Annotated in this window: 23 protein-coding genes, 1 pseudogene and 1 riboswitch; of the genes and pseudogenes, 14 read left to right on the forward strand and 10 right to left on the reverse strand. The window is 38.6% G+C overall.

Translation table 11 applies throughout. From position 1 onward, the window contains the following. The first annotated feature begins 8 nt into the window (after positions 1-8). The 6 genes from IQ237_RS02065 (at position 9) to IQ237_RS02085 (ending at position 5,941) form a co-directional block, all read left to right on the forward strand. Positions 9-854, forward strand: a complete 846-nt coding sequence (locus tag IQ237_RS02065) for a nitrate ABC transporter ATP-binding protein (protein ID WP_194051751.1) — start codon at positions 9-11, stop codon at positions 852-854. Between the two features lie 89 nt (positions 855-943). Further along, a complete protein-coding gene (locus tag IQ237_RS02070; protein WP_194051753.1) occupies positions 944-3,124 on the forward strand; it encodes a molybdopterin oxidoreductase family protein in 2,181 nt (726 codons plus the stop codon). A gap of 130 nt (positions 3,125-3,254) precedes the next feature. Continuing rightward, the gene (locus IQ237_RS02075) at positions 3,255-3,713 is read left to right on the forward strand and encodes a phosphate-starvation-inducible PsiE family protein (protein ID WP_194051755.1); all 459 of its coding nucleotides are present in this window, start codon (positions 3,255-3,257) and stop codon (positions 3,711-3,713) included. A 96-nt stretch (positions 3,714-3,809) separates the two neighbouring features. Further along, complete coding sequence (locus tag IQ237_RS02080) at positions 3,810-4,265, forward strand: nitrate reductase associated protein (protein ID WP_194051757.1); 456 nt, start codon at positions 3,810-3,812, stop codon at positions 4,263-4,265. Between the two features lie 152 nt (positions 4,266-4,417). Further along, a complete protein-coding gene (locus tag IQ237_RS26605; protein ID WP_255512614.1) occupies positions 4,418-4,543 on the forward strand; it encodes a hypothetical protein in 126 nt (41 codons plus the stop codon). A 27-nt stretch (positions 4,544-4,570) separates the two neighbouring features. Further along, a complete protein-coding gene (locus IQ237_RS02085; RefSeq protein WP_194051759.1) occupies positions 4,571-5,941 on the forward strand; it encodes a PrsW family glutamic-type intramembrane protease in 1,371 nt (456 codons plus the stop codon). Between the two features lie 271 nt (positions 5,942-6,212). On the opposite strand, the gene IQ237_RS02090 is transcribed toward IQ237_RS02085, so the two are convergent. From IQ237_RS02090 to IQ237_RS02105, 4 genes are all read right to left on the reverse strand, one after another. Beyond that, positions 6,213-6,854 carry a hypothetical protein gene (locus tag IQ237_RS02090; RefSeq protein ID WP_194051761.1) on the reverse strand — a complete coding sequence of 214 codons (642 nt, stop codon included), beginning with the start codon at positions 6,852-6,854 and terminating at the stop codon, positions 6,213-6,215. Positions 6,855-6,977: 123 nt separating this feature from the next. Next, positions 6,978-8,567: a CHAT domain-containing protein gene (locus IQ237_RS02095; protein ID WP_194051763.1), complete on the reverse strand. Its 1,590-nt coding sequence runs from the start codon at positions 8,565-8,567 to the stop codon at positions 6,978-6,980. A gap of 118 nt (positions 8,568-8,685) precedes the next feature. Continuing rightward, complete coding sequence (locus IQ237_RS02100) at positions 8,686-10,698, reverse strand: protein phosphatase 2C domain-containing protein (protein ID WP_194051765.1); 2,013 nt, start codon at positions 10,696-10,698, stop codon at positions 8,686-8,688. 315 nt (positions 10,699-11,013) lie between these two features. Further along, a complete protein-coding gene (locus tag IQ237_RS02105) occupies positions 11,014-11,370 on the reverse strand; it encodes an NAD(P)H-quinone oxidoreductase subunit M (RefSeq protein ID WP_304944938.1) in 357 nt (118 codons plus the stop codon). A 704-nt stretch (positions 11,371-12,074) separates the two neighbouring features. On the opposite strand from IQ237_RS02105, the gene IQ237_RS02110 reads away from it, so the two are divergent. Beyond that, on the forward strand, positions 12,075-12,356 hold the full coding sequence (locus tag IQ237_RS02110; protein WP_096570543.1) for an Npun_R1517 family heterocyst differentiation transcriptional regulator: 282 nt from the start codon (positions 12,075-12,077) through the stop codon (positions 12,354-12,356). Positions 12,357-12,711: 355 nt separating this feature from the next. On the opposite strand, the gene IQ237_RS02115 is transcribed toward IQ237_RS02110, so the two are convergent. Both IQ237_RS02115 and ctpB read right to left on the reverse strand, forming a co-directional pair. Further along, the gene (locus IQ237_RS02115) at positions 12,712-13,407 is read right to left on the reverse strand and encodes a response regulator transcription factor (protein ID WP_194051767.1); all 696 of its coding nucleotides are present in this window, start codon (positions 13,405-13,407) and stop codon (positions 12,712-12,714) included. Between the two features lie 541 nt (positions 13,408-13,948). Beyond that, entirely contained in the window at positions 13,949-15,298 is a 1,350-nt protein-coding gene (gene ctpB, locus IQ237_RS02120; RefSeq protein WP_194051769.1) for a carboxyl-terminal processing protease CtpB, read from the reverse strand. Positions 15,299-15,805: 507 nt separating this feature from the next. Here ctpB and IQ237_RS26970 point away from each other — a divergent pair. From IQ237_RS26970 to IQ237_RS02150, 6 genes and pseudogenes are all read left to right on the forward strand, one after another. Beyond that, on the forward strand, positions 15,806-15,991 hold the full coding sequence (locus IQ237_RS26970; RefSeq protein ID WP_194051771.1) for a hypothetical protein: 186 nt from the start codon (positions 15,806-15,808) through the stop codon (positions 15,989-15,991). Beyond that, positions 15,985-16,485 (forward strand): annotated as a pseudogene (locus tag IQ237_RS02130) (YdcF family protein); the annotation flags it as partial. The gene IQ237_RS26970 and the pseudogene IQ237_RS02130, both read left to right, overlap by 7 nt. 105 nt (positions 16,486-16,590) lie before the next feature. Beyond that, positions 16,591-16,732: riboswitch (cobalamin riboswitch) on the forward strand. A gap of 516 nt (positions 16,733-17,248) precedes the next feature. After that, positions 17,249-18,028 (forward strand): energy-coupling factor ABC transporter permease, encoded by a 780-nt coding sequence (locus tag IQ237_RS02135; RefSeq protein ID WP_194051775.1) that lies wholly within the window; start codon positions 17,249-17,251, stop codon positions 18,026-18,028. Beyond that, entirely contained in the window at positions 18,015-18,317 is a 303-nt protein-coding gene (locus tag IQ237_RS02140; protein WP_194051777.1) for an energy-coupling factor ABC transporter substrate-binding protein, read from the forward strand. The genes IQ237_RS02135 and IQ237_RS02140 overlap by 14 nt, the downstream gene beginning before the upstream one ends. Positions 18,318-18,326: 9 nt before the next feature. Continuing rightward, complete coding sequence (gene cbiQ, locus IQ237_RS02145) at positions 18,327-19,139, forward strand: cobalt ECF transporter T component CbiQ (RefSeq protein ID WP_194051779.1); 813 nt, start codon at positions 18,327-18,329, stop codon at positions 19,137-19,139. After that, positions 19,114-19,938, forward strand: a complete 825-nt coding sequence (locus IQ237_RS02150) for an energy-coupling factor ABC transporter ATP-binding protein (protein ID WP_194051781.1) — start codon at positions 19,114-19,116, stop codon at positions 19,936-19,938. Before cbiQ ends, IQ237_RS02150 begins: the two co-directional genes overlap by 26 nt. Before the next feature lie 65 nt (positions 19,939-20,003). Here IQ237_RS02150 and IQ237_RS26040 read toward each other — a convergent pair whose 3' ends face one another. From IQ237_RS26040 to IQ237_RS02170, 4 genes are all read right to left on the reverse strand, one after another. After that, positions 20,004-20,744: an MbnP family protein gene (locus IQ237_RS26040; protein WP_228019524.1), complete on the reverse strand. Its 741-nt coding sequence runs from the start codon at positions 20,742-20,744 to the stop codon at positions 20,004-20,006. 237 nt (positions 20,745-20,981) lie between these two features. Continuing rightward, positions 20,982-21,221: a hypothetical protein gene (locus tag IQ237_RS02160; protein WP_194051783.1), complete on the reverse strand. Its 240-nt coding sequence runs from the start codon at positions 21,219-21,221 to the stop codon at positions 20,982-20,984. Positions 21,222-21,264: 43 nt separating this feature from the next. Continuing rightward, a complete protein-coding gene (locus IQ237_RS02165) occupies positions 21,265-21,411 on the reverse strand; it encodes a chlorophyll a/b-binding protein (protein ID WP_228019527.1) in 147 nt (48 codons plus the stop codon). Positions 21,412-21,455: 44 nt separating this feature from the next. Beyond that, entirely contained in the window at positions 21,456-21,668 is a 213-nt protein-coding gene (locus tag IQ237_RS02170; RefSeq protein WP_194051785.1) for a chlorophyll a/b-binding protein, read from the reverse strand. Between the two features lie 695 nt (positions 21,669-22,363). On the opposite strand from IQ237_RS02170, the gene IQ237_RS02175 reads away from it, so the two are divergent. Then, on the forward strand, positions 22,364-23,806 hold the full coding sequence (locus IQ237_RS02175) for a cytochrome ubiquinol oxidase subunit I (protein ID WP_194051787.1): 1,443 nt from the start codon (positions 22,364-22,366) through the stop codon (positions 23,804-23,806). Positions 23,807-23,813: the final 7 nt, after the last annotated feature.

Consider the following 23,813-nt stretch of genomic DNA (forward strand, 5'->3'; position numbering starts at 1 on the left):
AAAAAATCATGACAACATTAAACTTCAATAACAAAACCAAAGTTCAACAATTACAAACCCAAAAACAAGAAGACTTTTTAGTAATTGATGGTGTCAACAAAATCTACCCCACTGCCGAAGGTCCATACACTGTCCTAGATGACATTAACCTCAAAGTTCGTGAAGGTGAATTTATTTGTTTAATTGGGCATTCTGGCTGTGGAAAATCAACACTCCTAAATATGGTTTCTGGTTTTAATAAACCTACAAACGGTGTCGTATGGTTGCAAGGTCAACCCATCACTGAACCAGGACCCGACCGGATGATGGTATTTCAAAACTATTGTTTACTACCTTGGTTGAATGTTTTTGATAACGTTTATCTCGCTGTTGATTCCGTATTTCCTAACAAAAACCAAGCCGAAAAACGGGCAATAGTTAGAGAACATTTAGCAATGGTAGGACTAACAGAAGCAGCCCAAAAGAAACCCAATCAAATATCAGGAGGAATGAAACAAAGAGTAGCCATAGCCCGTGCTTTAGCCATTCGTCCCCAAGTCCTAATATTAGATGAACCATTCGGTGCATTAGATGCCATCACCAAAGAAGAACTACAAGAAGAACTACTACAAATTTGGTCAGATCATCAAGTCACAGTTTTAATGATCACCCATGACATAGACGAAGCACTTTTCCTAGCAGATAAAATAGTCATGATGACCAACGGACCAGCAGCAAACATTGGCGAAATATTAGAAATTCCCTTCTCTCGTCCTCGCAACCGTCGCCGCATCATGGAAAACCCAGAATATTATCACCTCAGAAACTACGCCCTCGACTTCCTATATCGTCGTTGCGCCCACATTGAAGAATAAAATCTTAAAATATCTCACGCAAAGACGCAAAAAACAAAACCTCTCTCTGCGCCTCTGCGTCTCTGCGTGCAATAAAAAAATCTAGAATTATGACAGAAATTACAAAAACCCTTTGCCCTTATTGCGGAGTTGGTTGTGGCTTAGAAGTCACCCCACCAGCACAACATGGAAAACCCACAAATAGAGACAGTGAAGGAACACCAACCTGGCGAGTTAGAGGAGACAAAAACCATCCATCAAGCCAAGGAATGGTATGTGTAAAAGGTGCAACAATTACCGAAGCAATTCACAAAAATAGATTACATTATCCCATGTTTAGAAAATCATTAAATCAAGATTTTCAACGCATTACCTGGGACGAATCCTTGAATATTATCACCCAAAATATTCAAAAAACATTAGTTAATCACGGTGCAGAATCAATCTGTATGTATGGTTCTGGACAATTTCAAACAGAAGATTATTATATTGCCCAAAAATTACTCAAAGGTTGTTTAGGAACTAATAACTTCGATGCTAATTCACGTCTCTGTATGTCTAGTGCGGTATCTGGGTATATACAAAGTTTTGGCTCTGATGGTCCTCCTTGCTGTTACGATGATTTAGAATTAACAGACTGTGCTTTTTTAATAGGAACAAATACCGCAGAATGTCACCCTATTGTATTTAACAGATTAGCCAAATATCATAAAAAAAATCGTCATGTAAAAATGGTAGTTGTAGATCCTCGTCGCACACCTACCGCAGAAGCAGCAGATTTACATTTAGCTATTCGTCCCGGTACTGATATTGATTTGTTAAATGGTATTGCCTATTTATTAATGAAATGGAATTATATTGATACTGCTTTTATTGATGATTGTACTAGCAATTTTCCAGCTTATGCAGAAGTAATTCGTCATTATGCTCCTGATATTGTTGCTCGTCAATGTGGTATTTCTAGTGAAGATTTAGAAACGGCTGCAAAATATTGGGGAAAAGCAAAATCTGTACTTTCTTTATGGTCAATGGGTGTGAATCAATCTTCTGAAGGTACTGCAAAAGTCAGAACTATTATTAATTTACATTTAATGACTGGACAAATCGGTAAACCTGGTGCTGGACCTTTTTCTTTAACAGGTCAACCTAATGCAATGGGAGGTAGAGAAGCGGGAGGTTTATCGCATTTATTACCAGGATATCGGTTAGTAAAAAATGCAGAACATCGTCAAGAAGTTGAAGATTTTTGGGGTTTAGAAAGAGGTAAAATTTCCCCTGTTCCTGGTTTAACTGCTTGGGATATGATTACAGGTTTAGAATCTGGAAATGTGCAATTATTATGGATAGCTGCAACTAATCCTGCTGTGAGTATGCCAGATTTAGAACGGACTAAAAAAGCGTTGTTAAATTCGCCTTTTACTATTTATCAAGATGCTTATTACCCCACGGAAACAGCGAGTTATGCCCATCTTTTATTACCTGCTGCCCAATGGGGTGAAAAAACCGGAATTATGACTAATTCTGAACGTCGTGTTTCTCTATGTTCAGCTTTTCAAGCACCACCTAAAGAAGCAAAACCAGATTGGGAAATTTTTGCAGAAGTGGGCAGAAGGTTAGGATTTAATGATAAGTTTAATTTTCAAAATTCCGCCGAAGTTTATCAAGAATTTGTCCAATTAACTTATAATCGTCCTTGTGATATGTCTGGTTTAAGTCATGAGTTTCTATTAATAAATGGTCCAACTCATTGGCCTTATTCCCAGGGTAGTAATTCAGAAACTAAACGTTTATATACAAATTTACAGTTTAATACTCCAGATGGTCGCGCTAACTTTGGTGCTTATTATTCTAAAGGTTTAGCTGAACCCCCTGATCCTCATTATCCTTTTGTGCTAACTTCTGGCAGATTATATGGACATTGGCACACTCAAACCCGAACTGGAAGAATTGATAAAATTAAACAAATGCACCCCGAACCTTTTTTAGAAATTCATCCCCGTGATGCGGAAAAGTTAGGTATGATTGATGGTCAGGTGGTAGAAGTGCGATCGCGTCGTGGTTCAGCTAAGTTTCCTGCTAAAATCACTAAAGCTATTTCTCCTGGGACTGTTTTTGTTCCCATGCACTGGGGTAAACTATGGGCAGATGAAGCAGAGGCTAACTCACTAACTCATTCTGAATCATGTCCTGATTCTTTACAACCAGAATTAAAAGCTTGTGCTGTGCAATTAGTTCCAATTTCTGTAAAAATTACCACGAAAAATTATCAGCTTCAGTCTTCACAATGGTAAGCTTCATAATGGTAAGCTTCTAAGTAAATTCCTCAAGAACGGCTAATATAGTCCATAATCTATAGTAACGATTATTCTTGATGATTCTTGAAGATTTATTTTGGAGTATCAATTGGAGTTTGGGAACCTAATGAAGAGATTATTTAAGCAAATTAAAGCTTGGACTAGCGACGATAACTTCATGCACGTCATTGAAAACATCGAAGTAATAGTTTCTAAGATTCTCTCCATTTTGATGGTGATAGTAATTTTTGTGGCGATCGCAGATTTGAGTATTTTTTTGGTAAAAGAATTATTCGATGCACCTTATGGTAAATTCAATACTGTTTTATTTAAGGTATTCGGTTTATTTTTAAATGTTCTTATTGCTTTAGAGATTTTAGAAAATATCACAGCTTATCTCAAAAAGCACGTTTTTCAAGTTGAGTTAGTAATTGTTACCTCTTTAATTGCTGTTGCCCGAAAAATTATTATTCTAGATTTAGAAAAAGTCACAGGAATTGATATTATTGGTTTAGGAATAGCTATACTTGCTCTTTCAATTAGTTATTTAATAATTCGTTCTAGTAGGTCTAATAATCAAAATTAGCTTTCAGCATTTAGCTGTCAGCATTTAGCTTTCAAGGCTAAAATACCACCCTGATTTATCTGTGGTTTCAATCCAAAATCTAAAATCTAAAATCCCATGACAGCCGAATTTTTTGAATTTGAAGCAGATTTTGTTGACTCTCTCCGTTGCATACCGATGCAAGTCCGTTACAAATTGGATACCTGTGGGATTAAATTGAAATTGTCTGATTGGCATCAAATGAATACTTTAGAACGTGCTAATTTAGTAAAATTACCTTGTGCCAAAGAAACAGAAATTCAATTTTACCAAGATTACCTACAAAAATTAATTTTAGAAAGGACAGGTACACCAGTTAGCAAACTACCCATTGAACCTCATCCCCCTTGGATAGATACTGCAACTGTACCACCCAGTATTCAAGAAAAAGCACAAGCAATAGGTGTGACTATTACCTTACAACAGTGGGAAATTTTAACTCCATTACAAAGGTTTGCTTTAATTAAACTCAGCCGTTCTGGACATGAAAACAATAACTTTCCCAAAGCAATGGCAGAATTTCAGCTAATGTAGCCTTGCGGGTTAATTTTTCAGCTTAAATTGTTATATTTTAGCTATGTTTCTGTAGAATCGCTCTATTTTGTAATCCTAAATTAAAAACTCCTGACTCCTTGAACTCCTGACTCCTTGAACTCCTGACACCTGTTAATTCAACATTTTGTATTTTGAACTGGAGCAAAGCATCGATTAGTGAAGCTATAGTTGTATTTATCGAAGGTGCTGCTGTTTCTCAGGCTAAGATTAAATCTACTACCCAAACATTTGATCGCGTAGCATGGCATAAGCCATGAATTTGTTTAGACACACTCACTAACTCGATGACAGGCAAAAACGCAAGACAGAAAGCATTTCTGTGGCTAGTGTCTAGTAATGAAGTAGCTTCCCAGTCAGAATCTCGCTACTCACTGCTTCCGAATCAAGAAATGGTCATTGGACGTGATCCTAGCTGCCAAGTTGTCTTGGATGCCATGATGTACAGGATGGTGTCTCGTCGTCATGCAGTGGTTCGTCCCCTCTCCCTATCACCAGATGGCAGATTTAGCTGGGTGATTTGCGATTTAAACAGTGCCAATGGTACGTTTTTAAATGGTCAACTTTTGGTAGGTTCTCAGGAATTACACCACGGCGATCGCATTTCTTTGGGTGCTGATGGTCCACAATTCATATTTGAGTATGAATTTGTTTCCCAACCAACCGTAATCACAACTAACCAAGGTACAGCAATAGCCTCTACCAAAAATGGAAAACTGCACTCACAGCATGACTCCGTTAGTTTCACACAGCTATTTCCCATCATTTCCACCGGTAAAGATTTAACTCGCAAAGCTTACCTCATACCAGGAATATTAACAGTCATCTTTGTAGTGTTAATGTTCGGTACTGTAGGTCATCCCCAAGCAAATCAAGTAATTGTTGGCTCTTATATCGCCTCAGCTGCTTATTACTTTGTTTACCAACTTTGTGGTAAACAAAAGCCTTGGTGGGTACTCATAGCTATGGCAGTGAGTACAATGCTAATTTTAGTCAGTCCTTTATTAGATTTTTTTATCTTTGTATTTCGCGTGATTTTGCCTGGTAGTTTACCCTCATCTCAAGATTCTATTACCTTCACCGAATTACTGATCAGAATGTTCTTTGGTGCAGGTTTAATGGAGGAATTACTCAAGGCATTACCAATATTAGCTGCATATTTCATCGGTGATTCAGTACCATCACCTTGGAAAGAACGGATCGGAGTTTGGGAACCACTAGATGGCATTCTTCTGGGAACTGCTTCTGCTGTGGGTTTTACTTTGCTGGAAACTCTTGGCCAATATGTACCAATGATTACACAAAATGTCACTCAACAATCAGGAGTAGGCGCAGGTCAACTGGTGGGTTTACAACTATTAATTCCCCGCATTTTAGGTTCTGTCGCTGGACACATGGCTTATAGCGGCTATTTAGGCTATTTTATCGGGTTAGCTGTCCTCAAGCCTTTGATGGGTTGGCAAATTCTCACTGTTGGTTATTTAAGCGCCTCCGCTCTCCATGCTTTATGGAATGCTACTGGTTCTATTAATGCTTTGCTGTTGGTGGTTGTCGGTGTTTTATCTTATGCATTTTTGATGGCCGCAATTCTCAAAGCACGAGCATTATCACCCACGCGATCGCAAAATTTCGCTACTCGCTTCCTCGAACACAAGTAGGGTTTGCGGTTCGCGTGGCGTGCTGTCAGGCATCAAAGTCTTGTCGTGATGACAGGGAACAGGGAACAGTTTCAGCTATCTGTCATCCCCAAATTTTTGGGTTTGCGATCCCCAAAATGCACGGTTTTTCAAGGGTATACCTGAAAAAGTGTGCATTTTTTTGGATTTCTAGAGATAGTAAAGAAATTTTCAAACCTCCTCCTGACTCCTGACTCCTAACGGAAAGACTTTTTCAGCAACCCCTAGTTAGCTTTTTTGTATCGGCAGAAATTTACGATTCATCTTGTAAGTTAGAAAGTTCTTTGAAGACATAATCAGCAATTGCTAAACTAACTTTCGCCTGTTCTATTTCTGATAAACCTGTCCAATCTCGATTTTCAATATTGCTGATTATAACTGCCAATTTTTGTTGGTCATTACTTCGCATAGCAGGTTCAAAACGACGGGCTAAAACAAATAAATCTTCTGTGAGCAAATTTGGCAGTAAAGTTTGCACACATTCTACTAATTTCTCACTCGTAGATTGTTCTACATTATTGATAATTTCTGATGCTTTTTGAGCGATGGTATTTAGCCAACTTAAAGGAACAGCAGGAGCAAAAACACTTTGTAAAGCTGATTTTATACATTTAGATGGTTGTTCATCACGGTCAGTTTTAGAATGGTAAACTTGATCCCAAATTTTGTCTAAATTTTGATAAAAATCTTGCGATCGCCTAGTCAGGTCTTCTCCTAGTAAATCATCATATTCAAATTGCTGTTCTAGTTGATGAAAATAAGGTTCTGATTCTTGATCAGCCAGATCCCACGGATAAGTCTCATCTTCAGGTTGTAGTAGTGCTGCTAATAATTCTAAATCTACTGTCGATGGTAAAAATTGACAAGTATCTAACTCATGGATTTTATTAATCATGTTTCACCTCACAATTAATTAGCATTAATTTATTCTTGTTGTCAGCTACAACTGGAATATTCGAATTTCCGCAAAAAATAATTCATTAGTCATGAGTTATTAGTTACTCTTCCCAATTACCAATCACCAATCACTGTTCATATCTTCAATCATAAATTCCCATGTTTCGCCTTTAGCACTGCCAAACTTTAATTTCATACCTGATGTCAGAAGTATTTCTTCACGGAGAATTTGTTGCCAACCATTTGGACCTAAACACCAAGTTGTACCGTAGGTAGAGAAATCTTGTAGGTAATAAGTGCGAACTGATTGAGAACCAGCGATAATATTCCGGCAGAGAATTTCGGCATGGCGTTTAGAAACATAGAGTTCGGGGATCACAATATCATTATCTTTAGTGCGACCAATACGGGTGACACCAGAACGCAGTAACCAAGTTTTACCTTCTGGTGAAAGCGATCGCAAAGAAGCCGTAGATATTGGGGAATTTATACCAGAAATAGCAGTATCTGGTAATTCCGTAATTCCTTCATCCACACTTTTGATCAAATCACCATTAAAATCTGGATGCAGGTAGAGAACTGGTAATGTCCAAGCAGGTTGATTAAACTTATATACTGTTAACAGTTCTTGTCTAGCTGCTGCCACTGCTTCATCAATTGGTTTACGCTCTCGCAATGCTTCGGCAAAAGCTTGAATAAAACTGTGACTTTCTTGGTCTGCAATTTCATCCCGCATTGCTAGTACCGCAGGTACACCATGACGAATCAGGACTTCCGCTAAACTACTTGCAGGTATAGCTTGTTGATTAATTGCTGCTGGTTGCGCTCCCCAACAGGCATTAAACACCCCTAATTTTACACCTGTACGGGTTAATACCTGGGCTAATTCAATACCATTGAGGGTCAGATCATGTCCCAAAAATAATAAACCACCATCAGGATCTGGCATACCGTGACCGGCGTAAAAAAAGACGTTGTAGCTTTGGGTTTCTAACTCTTGAATTAACTGTTGTGGAGTGGGTTGCAAGAGTGTCTTCACTATACAAGCTGATACATAATTTTTCTGAGATGGACTACATTCTGACAAAATTTTTTCCAGAATAGCAGCTTCTTTTTCCAACTCTAATTTATCATCATGCCCCAAAACCAACAGGACTTTTAAAGCCGGGTCTATTCGTAAATTTGGCAGAGGTTCAACTTCACTAATAGTCCGACTAAATACAATATCTTGGGAAAGAGATATTGCTGACTGGCCAGGTTCGCGCTGCATAATTTCCCAAGGTAGAGCAATTAGATCAGGGTCACGAATTTCCAATCGCAAGCGCAACCGTTTATTTTGACCCATAGCCATACCGCGACTACGTTCTAGACTACCAAGAATTTGTCCATCGAATACCCAACGCCATAAACTGATGCCTAAATATTGCATCAACCGACTACTGTAGGGACTGGTAGTTTGACCGAACTGGGGTAAATTCAAATCAATTGTCATGTAGTTAGTCCCTGGAGATGTCGAAGCCAAAGCAATATCCAGGGGACTATGACCAGCAAACATTTGCTGCCATTCTTGCCAAATTTGACTCAGTTCAGGAGAAAAAACACAGTCACGCAAAACATAACCACTGGGATAGGGAGCTTTAACGACCCAAATGGCGAAATTATCATTTCCAGTATTTACTAGACGAGCGATCGCCAGATTTAGGCAAGACATGGATTTGTGGAAACTAAACTCTAAGAACTAATAATTGACAACAAGTTTTGTCTGGAAAGTGAATTTTAATTTTAGTGATCACCAGCATTATGATATCCCATGATGGTGATGAGAATCACTAAGGCGCGGGAGTTTGGTCAGGGGGTGATGGCAATGACTCTTGTCGGTTTTCTGAGTTTTGTGGCGTTGGTTTTACTAGTGTTGGTTTGACTGTTGTTGTTGGTTGTGGGGTTGCAGACGGAGTTGATGGGGTAATTGTCGATTGTGGTTCTCGTTGGATTTTGAGCCAATATCCCAGTCCACCGGCTCCTAACAGCACACCTAAAATAATCAACAACTGTAGCGGTAGTTTGGCAGTACGCCCAGGCTTGGTTTCTGAAATTACTTGAGTTTGCTGGTACTCATTGCCTAAAGCAGTTACATTTGTGGTTCTTGGTGTCAAATCTACTGTTTTGCTGGCTGAACTTGTACTGAGCGAAGTCGAAGTAATAGTCGGAATGTCCGCTTGGAGAATGATATCTGGTTCACAGTATTTGACTTGGTAATGTACTAAAGCGATGGTGACATTATCATGTCCATTTTTAGTGTTGGCAATTTCTATGAGTCGGGCTGCAACATCTTCTATATTTGTATTGCCGCCAAGAATTGGTAAAATTTCCGTTTCCCACAACTCTTCTACTCGATCAAAATCACTCAATCCATCGGAGGTGAGCAAGAAAACAGAATCTTCATCAATGATAAATCGTTGAGACGTAGGATGCAATGAGGCGCTCTTGCTCATGCCTAAAGCTTGGATCAAGGAGCCAGAACCACTGTGTTGTAATGCTTCGCGATAAATAGCATAGCCCAATCGTACTTCACGGGAAGCTACATCATCATCCAGGGTAACTTGATAACAACCGTGGCGTGTAATCCAATAGGCACGACTATCACCAATATGGGTAATATACATTTCATGGGCAATAGGCAAGGCCATGACTAGGGTGGTTCCCATGCGTTGACGGCCTTGACGATGTTCAGTGTCGTTACGCTGACTAATTTTATCGTTTGCAAGTGCTACTGCTTGTTCTAAATTATTGATGATTCTGAAGGGATCTATGTTTTCATCAGCAACAGAAGTGAGTTGCATCACTTCTTGCTGAATAGTTTCAATGGCTAAATTTGATGCTATGTTGCCTCCCTCATGTCCACCGATACCATCACAAACAATAGCTAAGGCGGTTTGCTGGGGAGGTTTACTCACGAGAACGCCACTAGGTGGGTAACAAGCATCTTCATTGCGTTGACGAGAAGGTCCTGTATCTGTTTGGGTAATAATTTTAATGTTAGTGCTTGGGATTGGCGAGTTTCGTCCACAGGAGGCGATCCCCAATCCTGTCAGTCCTTGATCTAAAACCGTAATTAATTGTTCAGATGAGTGGATTTCACCATCAATTAAAGCATCAATAATTTGCTTGAGGAATTCAGCTATGGCTGGCTTGGCATTTTTGAGGAGTTGTTGCCAAAATACCCCTAATTGTGACAATGTTGGTGCTGTTTGCTGATCAAAACACAATTCTAATAACCGCACTAAACCCCCTTCCACTCTGATTAAATAGGGGTCTAATAAGCTAGAACCTACTCCTTCGGTCAAAAGTGGTTGCCACAAATGCGCTATCTGCCAAAGCCAATTTATTTGTCGCATTGATGAGGCATCACCCCAAGCTGTTGTTAGTTGGCTGCACAGATGTATTTGAGTATATGTACTATCAACTAACAAGGGCGGTTTTTCTAGAAGTAAGATTTCTGGTTGAGATTGTCCCTCGTTGACAGAGATGATCCCGTATACTTGTGGTATATGCAAGCGGTAAGGTATGAGTTTTAGATAAGCTTTTATGTGGTATAAATTATCTAATTCAGGTATTTGGGGTAGTAAACCAGGTTTGAGATCAAGAATGATTGATTGACCAATGACCAAATAGCGATCGGCTAAAATTTCTCCAGGACTACCCAGGCTCACACTACCTGCCACTGCCCACAGGTAACGCTTGGGTAAGGGTGTGGAGCATCGCTGGCAATACTTGTGGGTCAAGGGGTTGGCAGCTTGACAATATTCATTTGGGCAGTAAAGCGTTGCTGCGTCATTTTCCATATTTGTCGAACCGATCAGCGATTGGCAATTTATTCAACAGCATGAGTAGCGGTAATTTAGTCCGCTGATGTTTTTGTACTCAATGATAATAGGAGATTGGGACTGGGGATTGGGGATTGGGGATTGGGAATTATTAACTGGGAACTTTGAACTTTTCCCGTACACCCTGCACCCTGCACCCTTGCCTTTTCTCCTCTTTCTCCAGGATAGCTACCTCTTTGGGGGTAGTTTTGCCATACACCTAATTTGTTGGTGAGTTATAGAGTTATAAATGTAGTTATAAATCTTGTAACTCATCAACAACCACTCTCCATCTTATTTATTGGCGTTAGATGCAACCTGGGGTAGTCCCATGCTGTAGTTAGTAACGCGACTAGAGAGATTGTAGCTAATTTCACCTTTTTGTAGGAGCGATCGCAAAAAATGCTCTAGGTCTGACCCAATCCGACGTAAGTTATAATCTGTTAGGTCTACACCACTGGAAGCTTCTACTAGTTCATCGAACTGACGATAAACTTTTTGTAGTGTGTCTTCATTCCAGTTAAATTCGTTGTCTGGGTCAACATCTAACGTCAAGACGTGATTGCTAGGAACTAGTTCATCTTTGTCCATTTCCGCCGCAAAAATGCGAATATGACGGGTTGTGGACTTGAGCAGCATCGGGTTATCCATAAAAAGGTGTAAGATTTCGGCTAATTACACTGCAACTATTTTAACTGCTCTCCCTCAGCTTAATTGTTTTAACTTACAAGCTTTGAGTTGAAAATATCTTTTTCGACATAGCCAGTAATATTTAGAACTAGTAAGAATTGGAAAAAATTCTGGGCTAAAATAATTTAGTTCAGTGTATATGTGATGATCTACAACCGAATTTCTACAGTTGACAAACTTACTATCTTACCCATTAAATTTTTACAGATCAAAAAGAACACATTGTTGATTTAACCTAAATTGCCTAAAATGTTAACTGGCTGATAACAAAGGGAAAATAATCACTAATTTCCATAAGTAACCTCACTATGATTAGCGTAAAAAGTTGCACAGTTATTGACGTTTCCATAAAGTTGATGTAAAAACTTTTAAAAAGGTTGGACAAGTTCTTACAGAAACTTTATTGTATAGAATCTTAAAAACTGAATAATAGTGTATGAATTAGATATGCCAAAACTACCACGGGAATATCAAAACCTAGACAGTAAAAAACCACTTGGAATAAAAATAGGGGGGAGTGAGAAATTGAACGCAAATTTGATGGATGAGAAAAGCCTCTTACATTCAATCAGTTCTTTGTATTTAAAGAAAATATAAAGAATTTTTTTTCTGGATATTTTAGTTTCTCACCTGTATAAACACCCAGTAAAGGAATCCTCAAAACTATGAACTCCAAAGCATTACCGCGTCAAATCAATAATCTCGAAGTAGGTGTTTATGAGTGCGAAATACATCTCAAGTTCCGTTTGATTGAGGAAAAGAGTCTGTTAGGCGATCGCGAACAGCTTTTGCAGGTGCTACTAGACGCACTCACTGAGGGATCTGATGACTTTTTGGAAACACTACAAGCGTCTGTAAAGGCGCAGGAGGTTTCTGAGTTCAAAGCCTCACCTCAAATGAGACGACAACTGATGCGCTTAAGAAACTTTGTTGATAACAGCCAATAGACAATAGAGAGAAATAAAGTCACTCTACAACACAACCAAGAAGATTATCTATAAGTTCAATTCAGCATCTACATTAACCCCTGCCAGTTGCACTACCTCAAAACCTGGATGTCTATTGATTCGCTCATCCCTTGCTTAAATTTTTGGTTAGGGTGGTTGAAAATTTATACTCAGGGAAATTTCACAAAAACTTAGGGTTTCATTTCTATCACAAGAACCCATTTAGTAGAGTTTGATAGCAAACTCAACCAGGTGCATTTTACCAATCTTACCAATCTTTTTCATTCAATTTGAATCAGAAAGCTGTCGCTGTCACTGCTCTTGATCATGCTGACATGATGTTGTCGTTTTGCTGCTACTGAGCTAGTCCATGTTCTAAAGCAAATCTTACCAGTTCTGTGCGGCTATTAGTACCTGTTTTACTAAATAACCGACTGACATATTTTTCGACGTTGCGGACGCTGGTTTCCAAGCGGCGAGCAATTTCTTTGTTCATCAACCCTTGTGCTACTAAGTTCAATACACTTTGCTCTCTGGGGGTTAAATCAATTTTAAATGGAGGTGGAGTCTGGGCAATGGCAGTTCTGGGACTTAACAAATCTTTGATTTTGGAAATTTCATGGGCTAATTTGGCAATGTCCATGTTTTCACTATCTTCTCCTATCGCTGGGGCTTGAGCAGTGCGACGAGTGAGTAAATTTTCTACAATGGCTATTAATTCATCAGGATCAAATGGTTTGGGTAGATAAGCGTCAACACCCGCTTGATATCCTTGAATGCGATCGCCTGTCATGCCTTTGGCAGTTAAAAATACTACAGGTAATGCCTGAAACCGCGGGTCATCTCGCAGTTGCTTGAGAAACTGATAGCCATCCACCTGGGGCATCATAATATCAGAAATCACCAAATCAGGTGTATTTTGTTGCATCAATTCCCAACCTTCACGGGCGTTACTGGCAACTTGAACACTAAAGCCGCTTTCTTGTAAATAGTCTTTCACGGCTTCCCGTAACCCTGGTTCATCATCTACCAGTAACAGTTGTGCTGACATTGAAAATTCCCTTAGATTTGCTGTTGATTTACCTTTCTGCGATATAAAACCTAGACAAAGCTAGACTTTACTTTCTACTTCAACGGGAGCATGGGAGCGGTTATCCCTCTGTAGACTTTCACGCTGTAGCCCAACGCGATTGTGTTCCAATTAAGTTTCTGAAAAAGACTACCACCATCATTGCTTGGTTTTCGCGTCGGCAATAGTCTCAATTCAATACTTGATATCACCATATTATATATCAAGTAGTTGATTTTTTCCGGAAAATATATTGATTTTTGTCAATATAAGTATAGTTTTGTCTATGAAATTGTCAACTTAGGACAAGCTCTAATTTAGCGAAAGTTGGTTAAGATTGGGTACTGGGGATGAGGAAGATTTAAGGCAAGTTATGTTCTAATTGTCTGATAACTCTGCTTATAGTATAAATAATAGCAGACCCCCGACTTCTTGGAGAAATCAGGGATCTTTTTTTTAGTGGATATCAATCCAAAATCCAAAATCCAAAATCTAAAATTGGATGACTCCTGACTCCTGAAAATTAAAATTTCAAATCTTCAGCGCGAATACTCAAAGGTTGAGTATTTTGAGAAGTTTGAGAAGGTGTTGTAGGTTGGGCAAATTTTGTATTAGAAAGAGCCAAAATAGCACGAGCGTATTGTGGATCATTGAGAGTTCCGATTAAATTGGGATTAGCAGCTAACTGACGCTCCTGTGCTTCCGTTAAATCTAGCTGAATATCTGGTATAATTCCTGTCTTGTTAATATCCGTACCTTTGGGGGTGTAGTAGTGGGCAATGGTGACAGCTAACCCAGAACCGTCACGCAGTTCATGGACTGATTGTACTAAGGCTTTACCAAAGGTTTGACTACCTACAACTACCGCCCGGTTATTATCCTTGAGTGCGCCGGTGAGAATTTCACTAGCACTGGCGGAATTACCATCTACAAGTACAGCTAAAGGTCGATTTGTCAAGGCTGTGCGATTGGCTTTGGTTTCTTCACTACCTCCCACACGGTCTACTGTCTTGACAATGCCACCATTATCTAGCCACATCCGGGCTATTTCAATACTTGCTTGTAATAAACCGCCTGGGTTGCCACGCAAGTCTAAGACAAAGGAATCAGCGTTTTGACGATTCAAGTCACGAATCGCTTTTCGCATCTGATCCGCAGCGTGGCCGCTAAACTCTCTTAACCGAATATAGCCAATGCGACGGCCACCGTCTTGTTTGAGGGTATAATTTACTATGGGAACTTCGATAGTTGCCCTTGTCAGCTTGACATCAAACTGATTTTTCCCTGGTCTTGACAGTCGTAAGGTGATGGCAGTACCCGCTTGACCACGAATCAAATTAGATGCTTCTTCCACTTTCATCTTGAGAGTGGGTTTACCGTTAATTGCTACAATTTCATCCCCTGTTTTAATACCTGCTTTCTGGGCTGGAGAATTTTCTATAGGTTCAACTACTGTCAATCGCTGGGTTTTTTCGTTGATTTCCATGCGAATGCCAATTCCTGTAACCTCTCCAGATGTTTGACTGGTTAGGGCTTCAAATTGCTTGGGATCCATAAACCGCGTGTAAGGATCACCCAATCTTTGCAAGGCTTGGCGGATGGCTATATAAGCTTGTTCATTGGAAGTATATTCTTTGCTTAACAGGCTTTGCCTAATTGCTTGCCAATCTTGTTGATTAAATTTGCCATCAACATATTCCCTATTTACAAGTTGCCATACTTGGTCAACTAACGCTTTTGGACTGTCTTGTAAAGCGGCTTGAACACACTTTGTCCAAGCTTGACCAAATAAAGATATAGTAGCAGTTGTAGCGATCGCTCCACCAATCAAGGCTGCTTGGAGCGGTGAGTGACGTTTCGCAGATTGATTCATGTATACAGATGGAATAAATAATTGTATTGTTGACAGTTTAGCAATCAGGCTTTCCTGAAATTTTTAAGTTTTTATACTCTACTTATGAGCTATGCTTAATCTAAGATTAATCCATCATTTTTGCCTTTGTAAATGATGTGGAAATTACGGTCTTTTTATTAATAAATATCGCTGGGATGGAAGTGGTTTTACTGTTAAAGCAGCCACAGCAATGGTGTGAATTTCATCACTCCTTTCTTTTTCAGGTTTACATCCTTTTCCTAAGATAGCACGTTGTTGACTTGATGGCTGGATTTTTCAATAGTAAACAATAAAGCTTTAATTTTCTATGTTATGAAGCACAAATCCACTATTAAATCATCAATTTCTTGGCTGATTAAATTCAGAAAATTGTGGCGCTTGTTACAAAATATTACATTGGGTTTGGGTTTAATCCTGGTGGTTTGGTTAATTTCTACTACTATAACCTGAGTTTCTGCTTCTTTACAGCCTGTAGATGCCTTGTTTGTGCTTGGTGGTAGTATTATCCGGGAAATTTATGTTGCTCAACTACAATACCTTTGCCATTTTCCTGTAGGTTGGGTTTACCGTGTGGAAACCCAACGTAAACTCAACGTATTTGTTGGGTTTCGTTCCTCAACCCAACCTACAAATCAAGATATTTTTGATTTTGGCGAAGGTATTGTCAACTAGGGAAACAATTTCCGCAAACTCCTATTCTCATTTCTCAAGGTTCTCCAGAACCATGTATTAGGATGATTTGTCAAAGGGAAGCAGCAGATTTACAAGATTTACAAAAGGTTTGGTTAGAAAATTGTGCTAATTCTACCTTTGAGAATTTCTATTATAGTCTACCAATTTTGCAACGATGGGGAGTACACAAGGTCAAATTAATTACTTCAGGTTCTCATGTCTGGCGATCGCAGTTGATGGCACAAATTATTTTAGGATCTCATGGAATTTGGATAGAAGCGGAAGTACCCAAGGAAATCGGTGTTCCTGGTAATCGGGAATATTGGTTAAAAACCGTATTAGATTTGATACGTAGTTTGTTGTGGACAATACTCAGTCAATTTATTCAGCCCCAATGCTCACAAGTAACAAAACTGATAGATGTGGATATGCAAGTTTGGCAACAACGTGGTTTTAAGTGTGAAAATAAGGGAAATTTGGGCAAATATTCCTAAATCCTAAATCCTAAATCCTGACTCCTTGTTCGCGAAGCGTGGCGAAGCCATTCTCCTGACTCCTGCTATATTTGCAAAACTTTACTAGCAACTGGCGTTAGTCATGATATTGTTACTCCCATCGGTTCTGATGAGCAGCAGTCATTAGACGCAAGGGGGAAAGTTCGGTGCAAGTCCGGCGCTGTCCCGCAACTGTGAGCCATTATTAGGTTAAGTCAGGATACCCGCCGATGAGCTAGTCCTAAGCTGGCGATTTTCTAGACAAAGCTATACTTATGTAGACAAAAATCAATTTCTCTTGAGTTAAAAAATCAACTATCTTGATATATAATCCTGGGATATCCAGTATTGAATTAAGACTATTGCCGACGCGAAAACCAAGCAATGATAGTGGTAGTCTTTTTGAAAATCTTAACTGCCCTTCGGGCGAGGCAAAAGGCAGGGGGCAGGAGGATGGAGAATTTTGAATTAAGAATAAAGCCTTTTAGACTCGCCCATTTGGGTTTAAGTCCCCCGCCATAATCTGGTGATTTGGCGGTCTATGATTGGAGGTGGGTTGAAAATCCCCTATAATCGGCCTCCAGCAAAACTGCCTTTCAACTCCTGTCTCCTTTCATACCAGAAAGATCGCGTTGGGCTACAGCGTGCAAGTCTACGGAGGGATAACCGCTCCCATGCTCCCGTTGAAGTAGAAAGTAAAGTCTAGCTTTGTCTAGGTTTTATATAGCAGAATACTTTTACATCAATCTGCGAGGTACAGATTATGTCTATAAAAAAACGGGGTTGGATGAGTCTAACCCTGATGGCAGTTATTAGTTTTTATTTAGTAGTTGGTTTCCCTAAACCTGCCTATGCAATGCACATTATGGAAGGTTTTTTACCAGTGCAATGGGCGGTTTTTTGGTGGGTGGTAGCATTACCATTTTTTATTTTCAGTTTGCGAAATTTGACTCGCATTACTCAAGCTAACCCAGAATTAAAATTATTGTTAGGGTTAGCTGGTGCTTTTACTTTTGTGTTGTCAGCGTTAAAAATTCCTTCTGTGACAGGTAGTTGTTCTCACCCCACAGGTACAGGGTTAGGTGCGGTGCTGTTTGGACCTTTGACGATGACAGTTTTGGGTAGCTTGGTACTATTATTTCAAACTTTGTTATTGGCACATGGTGGTTTAACAACTCTGGGAGCAAATGCTTTTTCAATGGCGATCGCTGGACCGTTTGCCGCTTACTGGATCTATCATCTCATTATTCGGTTTGGTGGTAAACAAAGAATTGCCATATTTTTATCAGCAGCGATCGCAAATTTACTCACCTACATTATCACTTCTATTCAATTGGCTTTAGCTTTTCCTGCACCCGTTGGTGGGTTTATCGCTTCATTTACCAAGTTCGCTGGTATCTTTGCTATTACTCAAGTTCCTTTAGCTATTAGTGAAGGACTACTCACCTTATTGGTATGGAATTGGTTACAATCCTATAATCCTCAAGAATTAGAATTGCTAAAGTTAATTAAACTGGGAACTCAAAGTAATGAATCAGTCTAAACAAGGGATAAATAATTGGTTATTAGTGTTAGCTGTATTCGCGTTAGCATTTGCCCCCCTAGTATTAGTCAAAAATGCTGAATTTGGTGGTGCGGATGATCAAGCCAAAACCGCTATTAGTGAAATTCAACCCGAATATCAACCTTGGTTTCAATCAATCTTTGAACCTCCTAGTGGGGAAGTAGCCAGTTTATTCTTTTCTGCTCAAGCTGCTATAGGTGCGGGAGTAATTGGTTATGCAATTGGTTTGTATAAAGGACGTTCTCAACAACAAAAACATGAAGAATAAGTCTACAAAATGAGCCTAAAATTAGATACTTTAGCTTACACCAATCAACTGCGACAAATTCCCCCAGCACATAAAATTATCTTTGCCTTTACTACGCTGTTACTTGCACTTTTAACCCATCCATTTGTACAAATTTTACTATCATTATGGATGGGTATTTGGACTGTAGTTTATGCTAAAATTCCACTAAAAATATATTTGCGGTTGTTAATTTTTGCTAGTTTTTTCTGGTTGACAAGTTTACCAGCATTAACAATTAATATGGTCAACCTCGCTAACTTTTCCCAAATACAAAGAGATTTAATATATGGTTTAAAGTTTGGTACTGTTTATATTTACATTAGTCACAGTGGCAGTATACAAGCTTTTGCAATTTTTTGTCGTGCCTTTGCTGCCATTTCTTGTTTATATTTCCTCATGTTAACTGTGCCATTTACAGAAATATTACAAACACTACGATACTTAAAAATTCCAGCAATTTTAACCGATTTATTATTATTAATGTATAGGTTTATTTTCCTACTTCTAAACACAGCCAATGAATTATGGATAGCACAAAATTCTCGTTGTGGCTACCGCAACTGGAAAATAGGAATGAGAAGTTTAGCAATATTAATAGGACAATTGTTACAGCGTACTTTACAACAATATCATCGTTTTTCTTTGGGATTAGCAGCAAGGGGAATGACAGAAGAATTTCGAGTTTGGCATCCCCAACGCTATCAATTATCCAAACGATATATTATTGAAGCAATTAGTGGCTGTGTAGTCTTAATAGGATTAGAATTAGGGGGAAATGCAGGAATATTTACTCGAATTTGAACAGGTATATTATACCTATCCAGGTACACAACAATCAGTTTTAAATGGGTTAAATATCAAAATTCCCTCTGGTAAAAAGTGTGCCTTAATTGGTCAAAATGGTTGTGGTAAAACAACACTATTTTTATTATCTAATGGTTTATATAAACCTGATCGGGGAATTATCAAATGGTTGAATGAACCGTTAAGCTATCATAGAAACTATCTGACAAAATTACGGCAAAAAATTGGTTTAGTATTTCAAGATCCAGAACAGCAATTAGTCGCATCTACTGTTGAGGAAGATATATCCTATGGGTTGTGTAATTTGGGTTTATCCTCAGCGGAAATTCAAATCAGAGTCGAGAAAATATTAGTTGAATTTGGGCTAAATAGTTTAGCAGAAAAACCTGTACATCATCTCAGTTTAGGACAGAAAAAACGAGTTTCTATAGCTGATGTCATGGTATTAGAACCACAACTTTTAATACTAGATGAACCCACAGCATATTTAGATATAAAACACACTCGTAATCTGATGAATACACTGAAAAAAATTCATAGTAATAATGGCACAACTTTATTAATAGCTACCCATGATTTAGATTTAGTTTATCGTTGGGCAGATTGGGTTTTTGTCATGGATAAAGGAAGATTGATATTAGAAGGAACACCAGAGGATGTGTTTAATCACTATCATCTTTTAGAGGAGTTAGAATTAGGTTTACCATTGATATATGAAATGTTATTTTCTGGGTTATCTGTTGATGAAAAAGCCGTTTTAGAAAGGGTGCGACAACGGATATTTAAGGATGTTTAATCAGGAAGTATAGCAGGTGACAATGCGAAAAGCCTTTCAGTGGGGAGCATCCCAAATGTGTAAGTTTATTTTTTGTGCGAGGTAAAGACGTAAAATTTACCATCAATATTATACAGTCCAGTATTGTGGAAAGCAATTTCTTGAAAAGCTAATTTTTCGTGCATCACTGAATCTGTAAAATTAATCCCACCATGACAGTGAAAACATTCTAACTTTTCGCTATGAAATAATTTTTCACCCCGTTTCGCTGCTGGTGAAATTGCATTAGCATCACCACCAAAGCGATATTTATCATAGGGAGAATTGACAGAAATCAAAGTGCGTTCAAAAGCGGCCAACGCTTTAGTCAAATTACTGAGGTTAATAACATCTTGCTCATTACTAAAAGCATCTGTAAACATCTGCCGATATTTCGCATCATTTTGCAACATTGCTAATATTTGTGTTTCGATTGTACCGTTAGCACAACCACCGGATTTATTTTCAAAGTCTAAGAGGGCGACATTTTGGTATTGCCATTTTCCATCCTGTGTTAAATTCACAGGTACAGCCTTACCTTTGTTATCAATTAAGGCAACATCGGATACATAAAAACGGAAATCGGCAGCAGTAACTTTTGTGGCTGGTTTACCTAAAGTATAGGTTTTACCACATTCAAATGGTTGTTGACCGACTCTGGCTTGAAAATTAATGGTTACTTCTTGGGTGTTAGTTGTTTGAGCAATAGTTTTGTTAACGCCCCAGAAATTACCCACCAGAATAATTCCTGCTGTTATGGTAGATGTCAATAATAGTTGCTGTTTCATATTCAGTTTTATCTTAGCAATAGTTTTCCCAATGATGATTTGTATGATTATTGCTTGTCATCAAGGGTCATTTTGAGTTAAATAATTCCCATAGTCAAAAGACAGGTCGTCAAACTAGATGTTTGTTTTTTTTGGCTTCAGATAAGGTGCTAAATAATTAAAAGTAAAAGAAGTCTGAGTTGTAATAACAGAGACTTCTTAGAAAATTATTCAGTTTATAACTCACCGCCAACTTCTTTATCCCAAGTTATTAAAGAAAGTTGCCCAAAGAGTTCCTGTTACTCCTACTGCGATTAAAACATTGGTAAAAAATCTGCCCAGTTCAGTTTCTTGTCCTAGTCCTTTATCGTCTTGTCCTGCACTGAAAAATAGTGACCAGGCTTGGTTAACATTAATTGTTTCAAAGTTATTAAAATCGGCACGAAATACAACTGGTGCAAATAAGTCTTTGTTGGAAAAATCAAAATCAGTTCTCATAGTTTTCCTCTTTTAATCTTGTATTGGTGGAATGAAAAATAATTTACAGGCTTGTCAACCATCCAATCAAGCCATTTCCTGTAATCGCTTCTACAGCTATGAGTGAAACGAAGCCAATCATGGCTAAACGTCCATTCAGCTTTTCTGCGTATTCTGTGAAACCTAATTTTGGGGTTTGGTTTACTTTCATAGTTTTCCTTATTTAATGCTTTGTTTATTGATTCAAAAACTGATTTACAGGTTTGTTAACCATGCAATCAAGCCATTTCCTGTAATCGCTTCTACAGCTATGAGTGAAACGAATCCAATCATGGCTAAACGTCCATTCAGCTTTTCTGCGTATTCTGTGAAACCTACTCTTGGGGTTTCGTCTACGTATACTTTGGGTTCAATTGCAAAGGTGTTGATTTGACCGAATTCGCTGGTGGTAAAGCCTTTAACTGTCATGTTTTTTTTTGTTCTCTTATGTAAATGAATATAACATTTTGTAAATATATTTTGCAAGGGCTTGACATAATAAAAAAATACGGTAAACCGTACTAAATACTGTCTGGTATACCGTATAATTAAGTTCAGTTGGAATTTAGATCAGCTGTTAGACATTTAACTTGTATACTGTCTAAAATTAAAACTCTTGTGGGGTGGGCATCCTGCCTCACAGGGGTAGGTTTTTAATATTATCTGTTAAGGCAGGACCTGGAAGACAAGGAGGGAACGTAGACAAGGAAGATTTTATACAAAAAATGGTCTGTTGAGCGTTGCTTGTTGTTACCAATTGTACATTATTTGTACGGATTTCCTCCCTTGTCCACTGTCCTTCCTTGTCCTCCAAGTCTTGCCCTCACGACAATGTAAAATACCTACCCTTGTGAGGGGTTAGGGGTGGGGTCTAATTAGGGCTGATAGCTGACGGCTAAATGCTCACAATACCCCAACGACAATTTTCAACGCCAACATACTTATATCTTGACAGTTAATTTCTTGGGATAGATGACAGATTACAAAAAAGGTAAAAGAAATAAAATGACGATTTGTCAAATATTTCAAAGGTTAAAACTTTTGGAAGTAATACCAGATCAACACAAAATTACTGTATATCCTAAATACATATTTAGCGTTTTTGCGTAACTCGTTTCAAGAGTATGGAAATTTTATCTAACACTGTAGCATTATCGCGGATGCAATTTGCATTTACAGCGATTTTCCACATGATTTGGCCTGTGCTAACTACAGGTATGTCTATCTACTTAATTGTCGTGGAAGGACTATGGTTAAAAACCAAAAATCCTACTTATTATTATCATGCTCGTTTTTGGTCAAAACTGTATTTACTCAACTTTGGTATCGGAGTTGCATCAGGTTTACCAATGGGTTTTCAGTTTGGGACTAACTGGGCTCCACTATCAGAAGCGGTGGGAGATTTCTTAGGTAGTATTTTGGGATTTGAAGGCTCAATGGCATTTATGTTAGAAGCTTCTTTTTTAGGAATTATGATGTTTGGTTGGGATCGAGTTCCTCCAGTAATTCACTATTTAGCAACTATTCTCGTGGCGTTTGGGGCGAATCTTTCCACGTTTTGGATTTTAGTTGCTAATTCATGGTTTCAGACTCCTAGTGGTGGAGAAATGGTGAATGGGAAGTTTATTGTTGATGACTATTTCCAAGCAATTTTAAATCCCTTCATGGTGAATAGTGTTCTCCATATGTTTTTGGCAACTTTGGAGACTTCTCTATTTGTTATTGGGGGGATTAGTGCTTGGTATATTCTCAATAATCGCCAGCAAGAATTTTTTAGCAAATCTTTGAAAATAGTTTTAGCGATCGCAATTTTTGTCGCTCCTTTACAAGTGTTCATTGGTCATGCTAGTGGCGATCAAGTTTATCATTATCAACCCACCAAACTAGCAGCAATGGAAGCACAGTGGGAAACAATTCCCGCTGGAGAATCTGCGAATTGGAGTTTATTGGCATCTCCTAATGGCAAAGCGGAAAAAAATGATTGGGAAATTTCTATTCCCAATGGGTTAAGTTACATTTTAGAACTCAAACCTAAACTTTCTGAACCAGTTTTGGGACTCAAAGAATGGAAACCAGAAAACCGTCCACCAATGATTCCCCTCATTTATTATTCTTTCCGCTTAATGGTAGGAATCGGCTTTTTCTTAGTCGGATTAATGCTGTGGAGTATTATTCAATGGCTAAGAGGTCAACTAAGTAATCAAAATATAACTCAGCAAAAATGGTTGTTACGAGCTTGGATTTTGTCTGCACCTTTGGGCTATTTGGCAATTGAATCAGGCTGGATTGTTCGCTGTGTGGGAAGACAACCTTGGACGGTATATGGGCAAATTCGTACTACTGATGCAGCTTCTCATTTAGAACCAGGTGAAGTGTTATTTTCACTCACAGTTATTACTCTTCTTTACAGTGTGTTGTTCGTCTCAGCTATGTTTTTTGGTAGCCGCATTATTCGCAAAGGACCAGATTTGAATTTACCCATACCAGGAGGTGAGATCAAAACAGTAATTGCTACTGAATCTGTGAGTCATATTCCCGATAGTCGTCCTTTGGAAACACCGCAATAGGAACAAT

The organism is Sphaerospermopsis sp. LEGE 08334 (assembly GCF_015207205.1).
Taxonomy (GTDB): domain Bacteria; phylum Cyanobacteriota; class Cyanobacteriia; order Cyanobacteriales; family Nostocaceae; genus Sphaerospermopsis.

Bases quoted from the DNA above. Each gene is read 5' to 3' on its own strand.
- IQ237_RS02165 (WP_228019527.1), bottom strand. From the start codon at position 21,411: ATGAAAGTAAACCAAACCCCAAAATTAGGTTTCACAGAATACGCAGAA.
- IQ237_RS02150 (WP_194051781.1), top strand. From the start codon at position 19,114: ATGCAGGAATATTTACTCGAATTTGAACAGGTATATTATACCTATCCA.
- IQ237_RS02100 (WP_194051765.1), bottom strand. From the start codon at position 10,698: ATGGAAAATGACGCAGCAACGCTTTACTGCCCAAATGAATATTGTCAA.
- IQ237_RS02105 (WP_304944938.1), bottom strand. From the start codon at position 11,370: ATGGATAACCCGATGCTGCTCAAGTCCACAACCCGTCATATTCGCATT.
- IQ237_RS02080 (WP_194051757.1), top strand. From the start codon at position 3,810: ATGACAGCCGAATTTTTTGAATTTGAAGCAGATTTTGTTGACTCTCTC.
- cbiQ (WP_194051779.1), top strand. From the start codon at position 18,327: ATGAGCCTAAAATTAGATACTTTAGCTTACACCAATCAACTGCGACAA.
- ctpB (WP_194051769.1), bottom strand. From the start codon at position 15,298: ATGAATCAATCTGCGAAACGTCACTCACCGCTCCAAGCAGCCTTGATT.
- IQ237_RS02065 (WP_194051751.1), top strand. From the start codon at position 9: ATGACAACATTAAACTTCAATAACAAAACCAAAGTTCAACAATTACAA.
- IQ237_RS02140 (WP_194051777.1), top strand. From the start codon at position 18,015: ATGAATCAGTCTAAACAAGGGATAAATAATTGGTTATTAGTGTTAGCT.
- IQ237_RS02090 (WP_194051761.1), bottom strand. From the start codon at position 6,854: ATGATTAATAAAATCCATGAGTTAGATACTTGTCAATTTTTACCATCG.
- IQ237_RS02110 (WP_096570543.1), top strand. From the start codon at position 12,075: ATGAACTCCAAAGCATTACCGCGTCAAATCAATAATCTCGAAGTAGGT.
- IQ237_RS02075 (WP_194051755.1), top strand. From the start codon at position 3,255: ATGAAGAGATTATTTAAGCAAATTAAAGCTTGGACTAGCGACGATAAC.
- IQ237_RS02070 (WP_194051753.1), top strand. From the start codon at position 944: ATGACAGAAATTACAAAAACCCTTTGCCCTTATTGCGGAGTTGGTTGT.
- IQ237_RS02115 (WP_194051767.1), bottom strand. From the start codon at position 13,407: ATGTCAGCACAACTGTTACTGGTAGATGATGAACCAGGGTTACGGGAA.
- IQ237_RS26040 (WP_228019524.1), bottom strand. From the start codon at position 20,744: ATGAAACAGCAACTATTATTGACATCTACCATAACAGCAGGAATTATT.
- IQ237_RS02085 (WP_194051759.1), top strand. From the start codon at position 4,571: ATGACAGGCAAAAACGCAAGACAGAAAGCATTTCTGTGGCTAGTGTCT.
- IQ237_RS02175 (WP_194051787.1), top strand. From the start codon at position 22,364: ATGGAAATTTTATCTAACACTGTAGCATTATCGCGGATGCAATTTGCA.
- IQ237_RS02095 (WP_194051763.1), bottom strand. From the start codon at position 8,567: ATGTCTTGCCTAAATCTGGCGATCGCTCGTCTAGTAAATACTGGAAAT.
- IQ237_RS02160 (WP_194051783.1), bottom strand. From the start codon at position 21,221: ATGAGAACTGATTTTGATTTTTCCAACAAAGACTTATTTGCACCAGTT.
- IQ237_RS02170 (WP_194051785.1), bottom strand. From the start codon at position 21,668: ATGACAGTTAAAGGCTTTACCACCAGCGAATTCGGTCAAATCAACACC.
- IQ237_RS02135 (WP_194051775.1), top strand. From the start codon at position 17,249: ATGTCTATAAAAAAACGGGGTTGGATGAGTCTAACCCTGATGGCAGTT.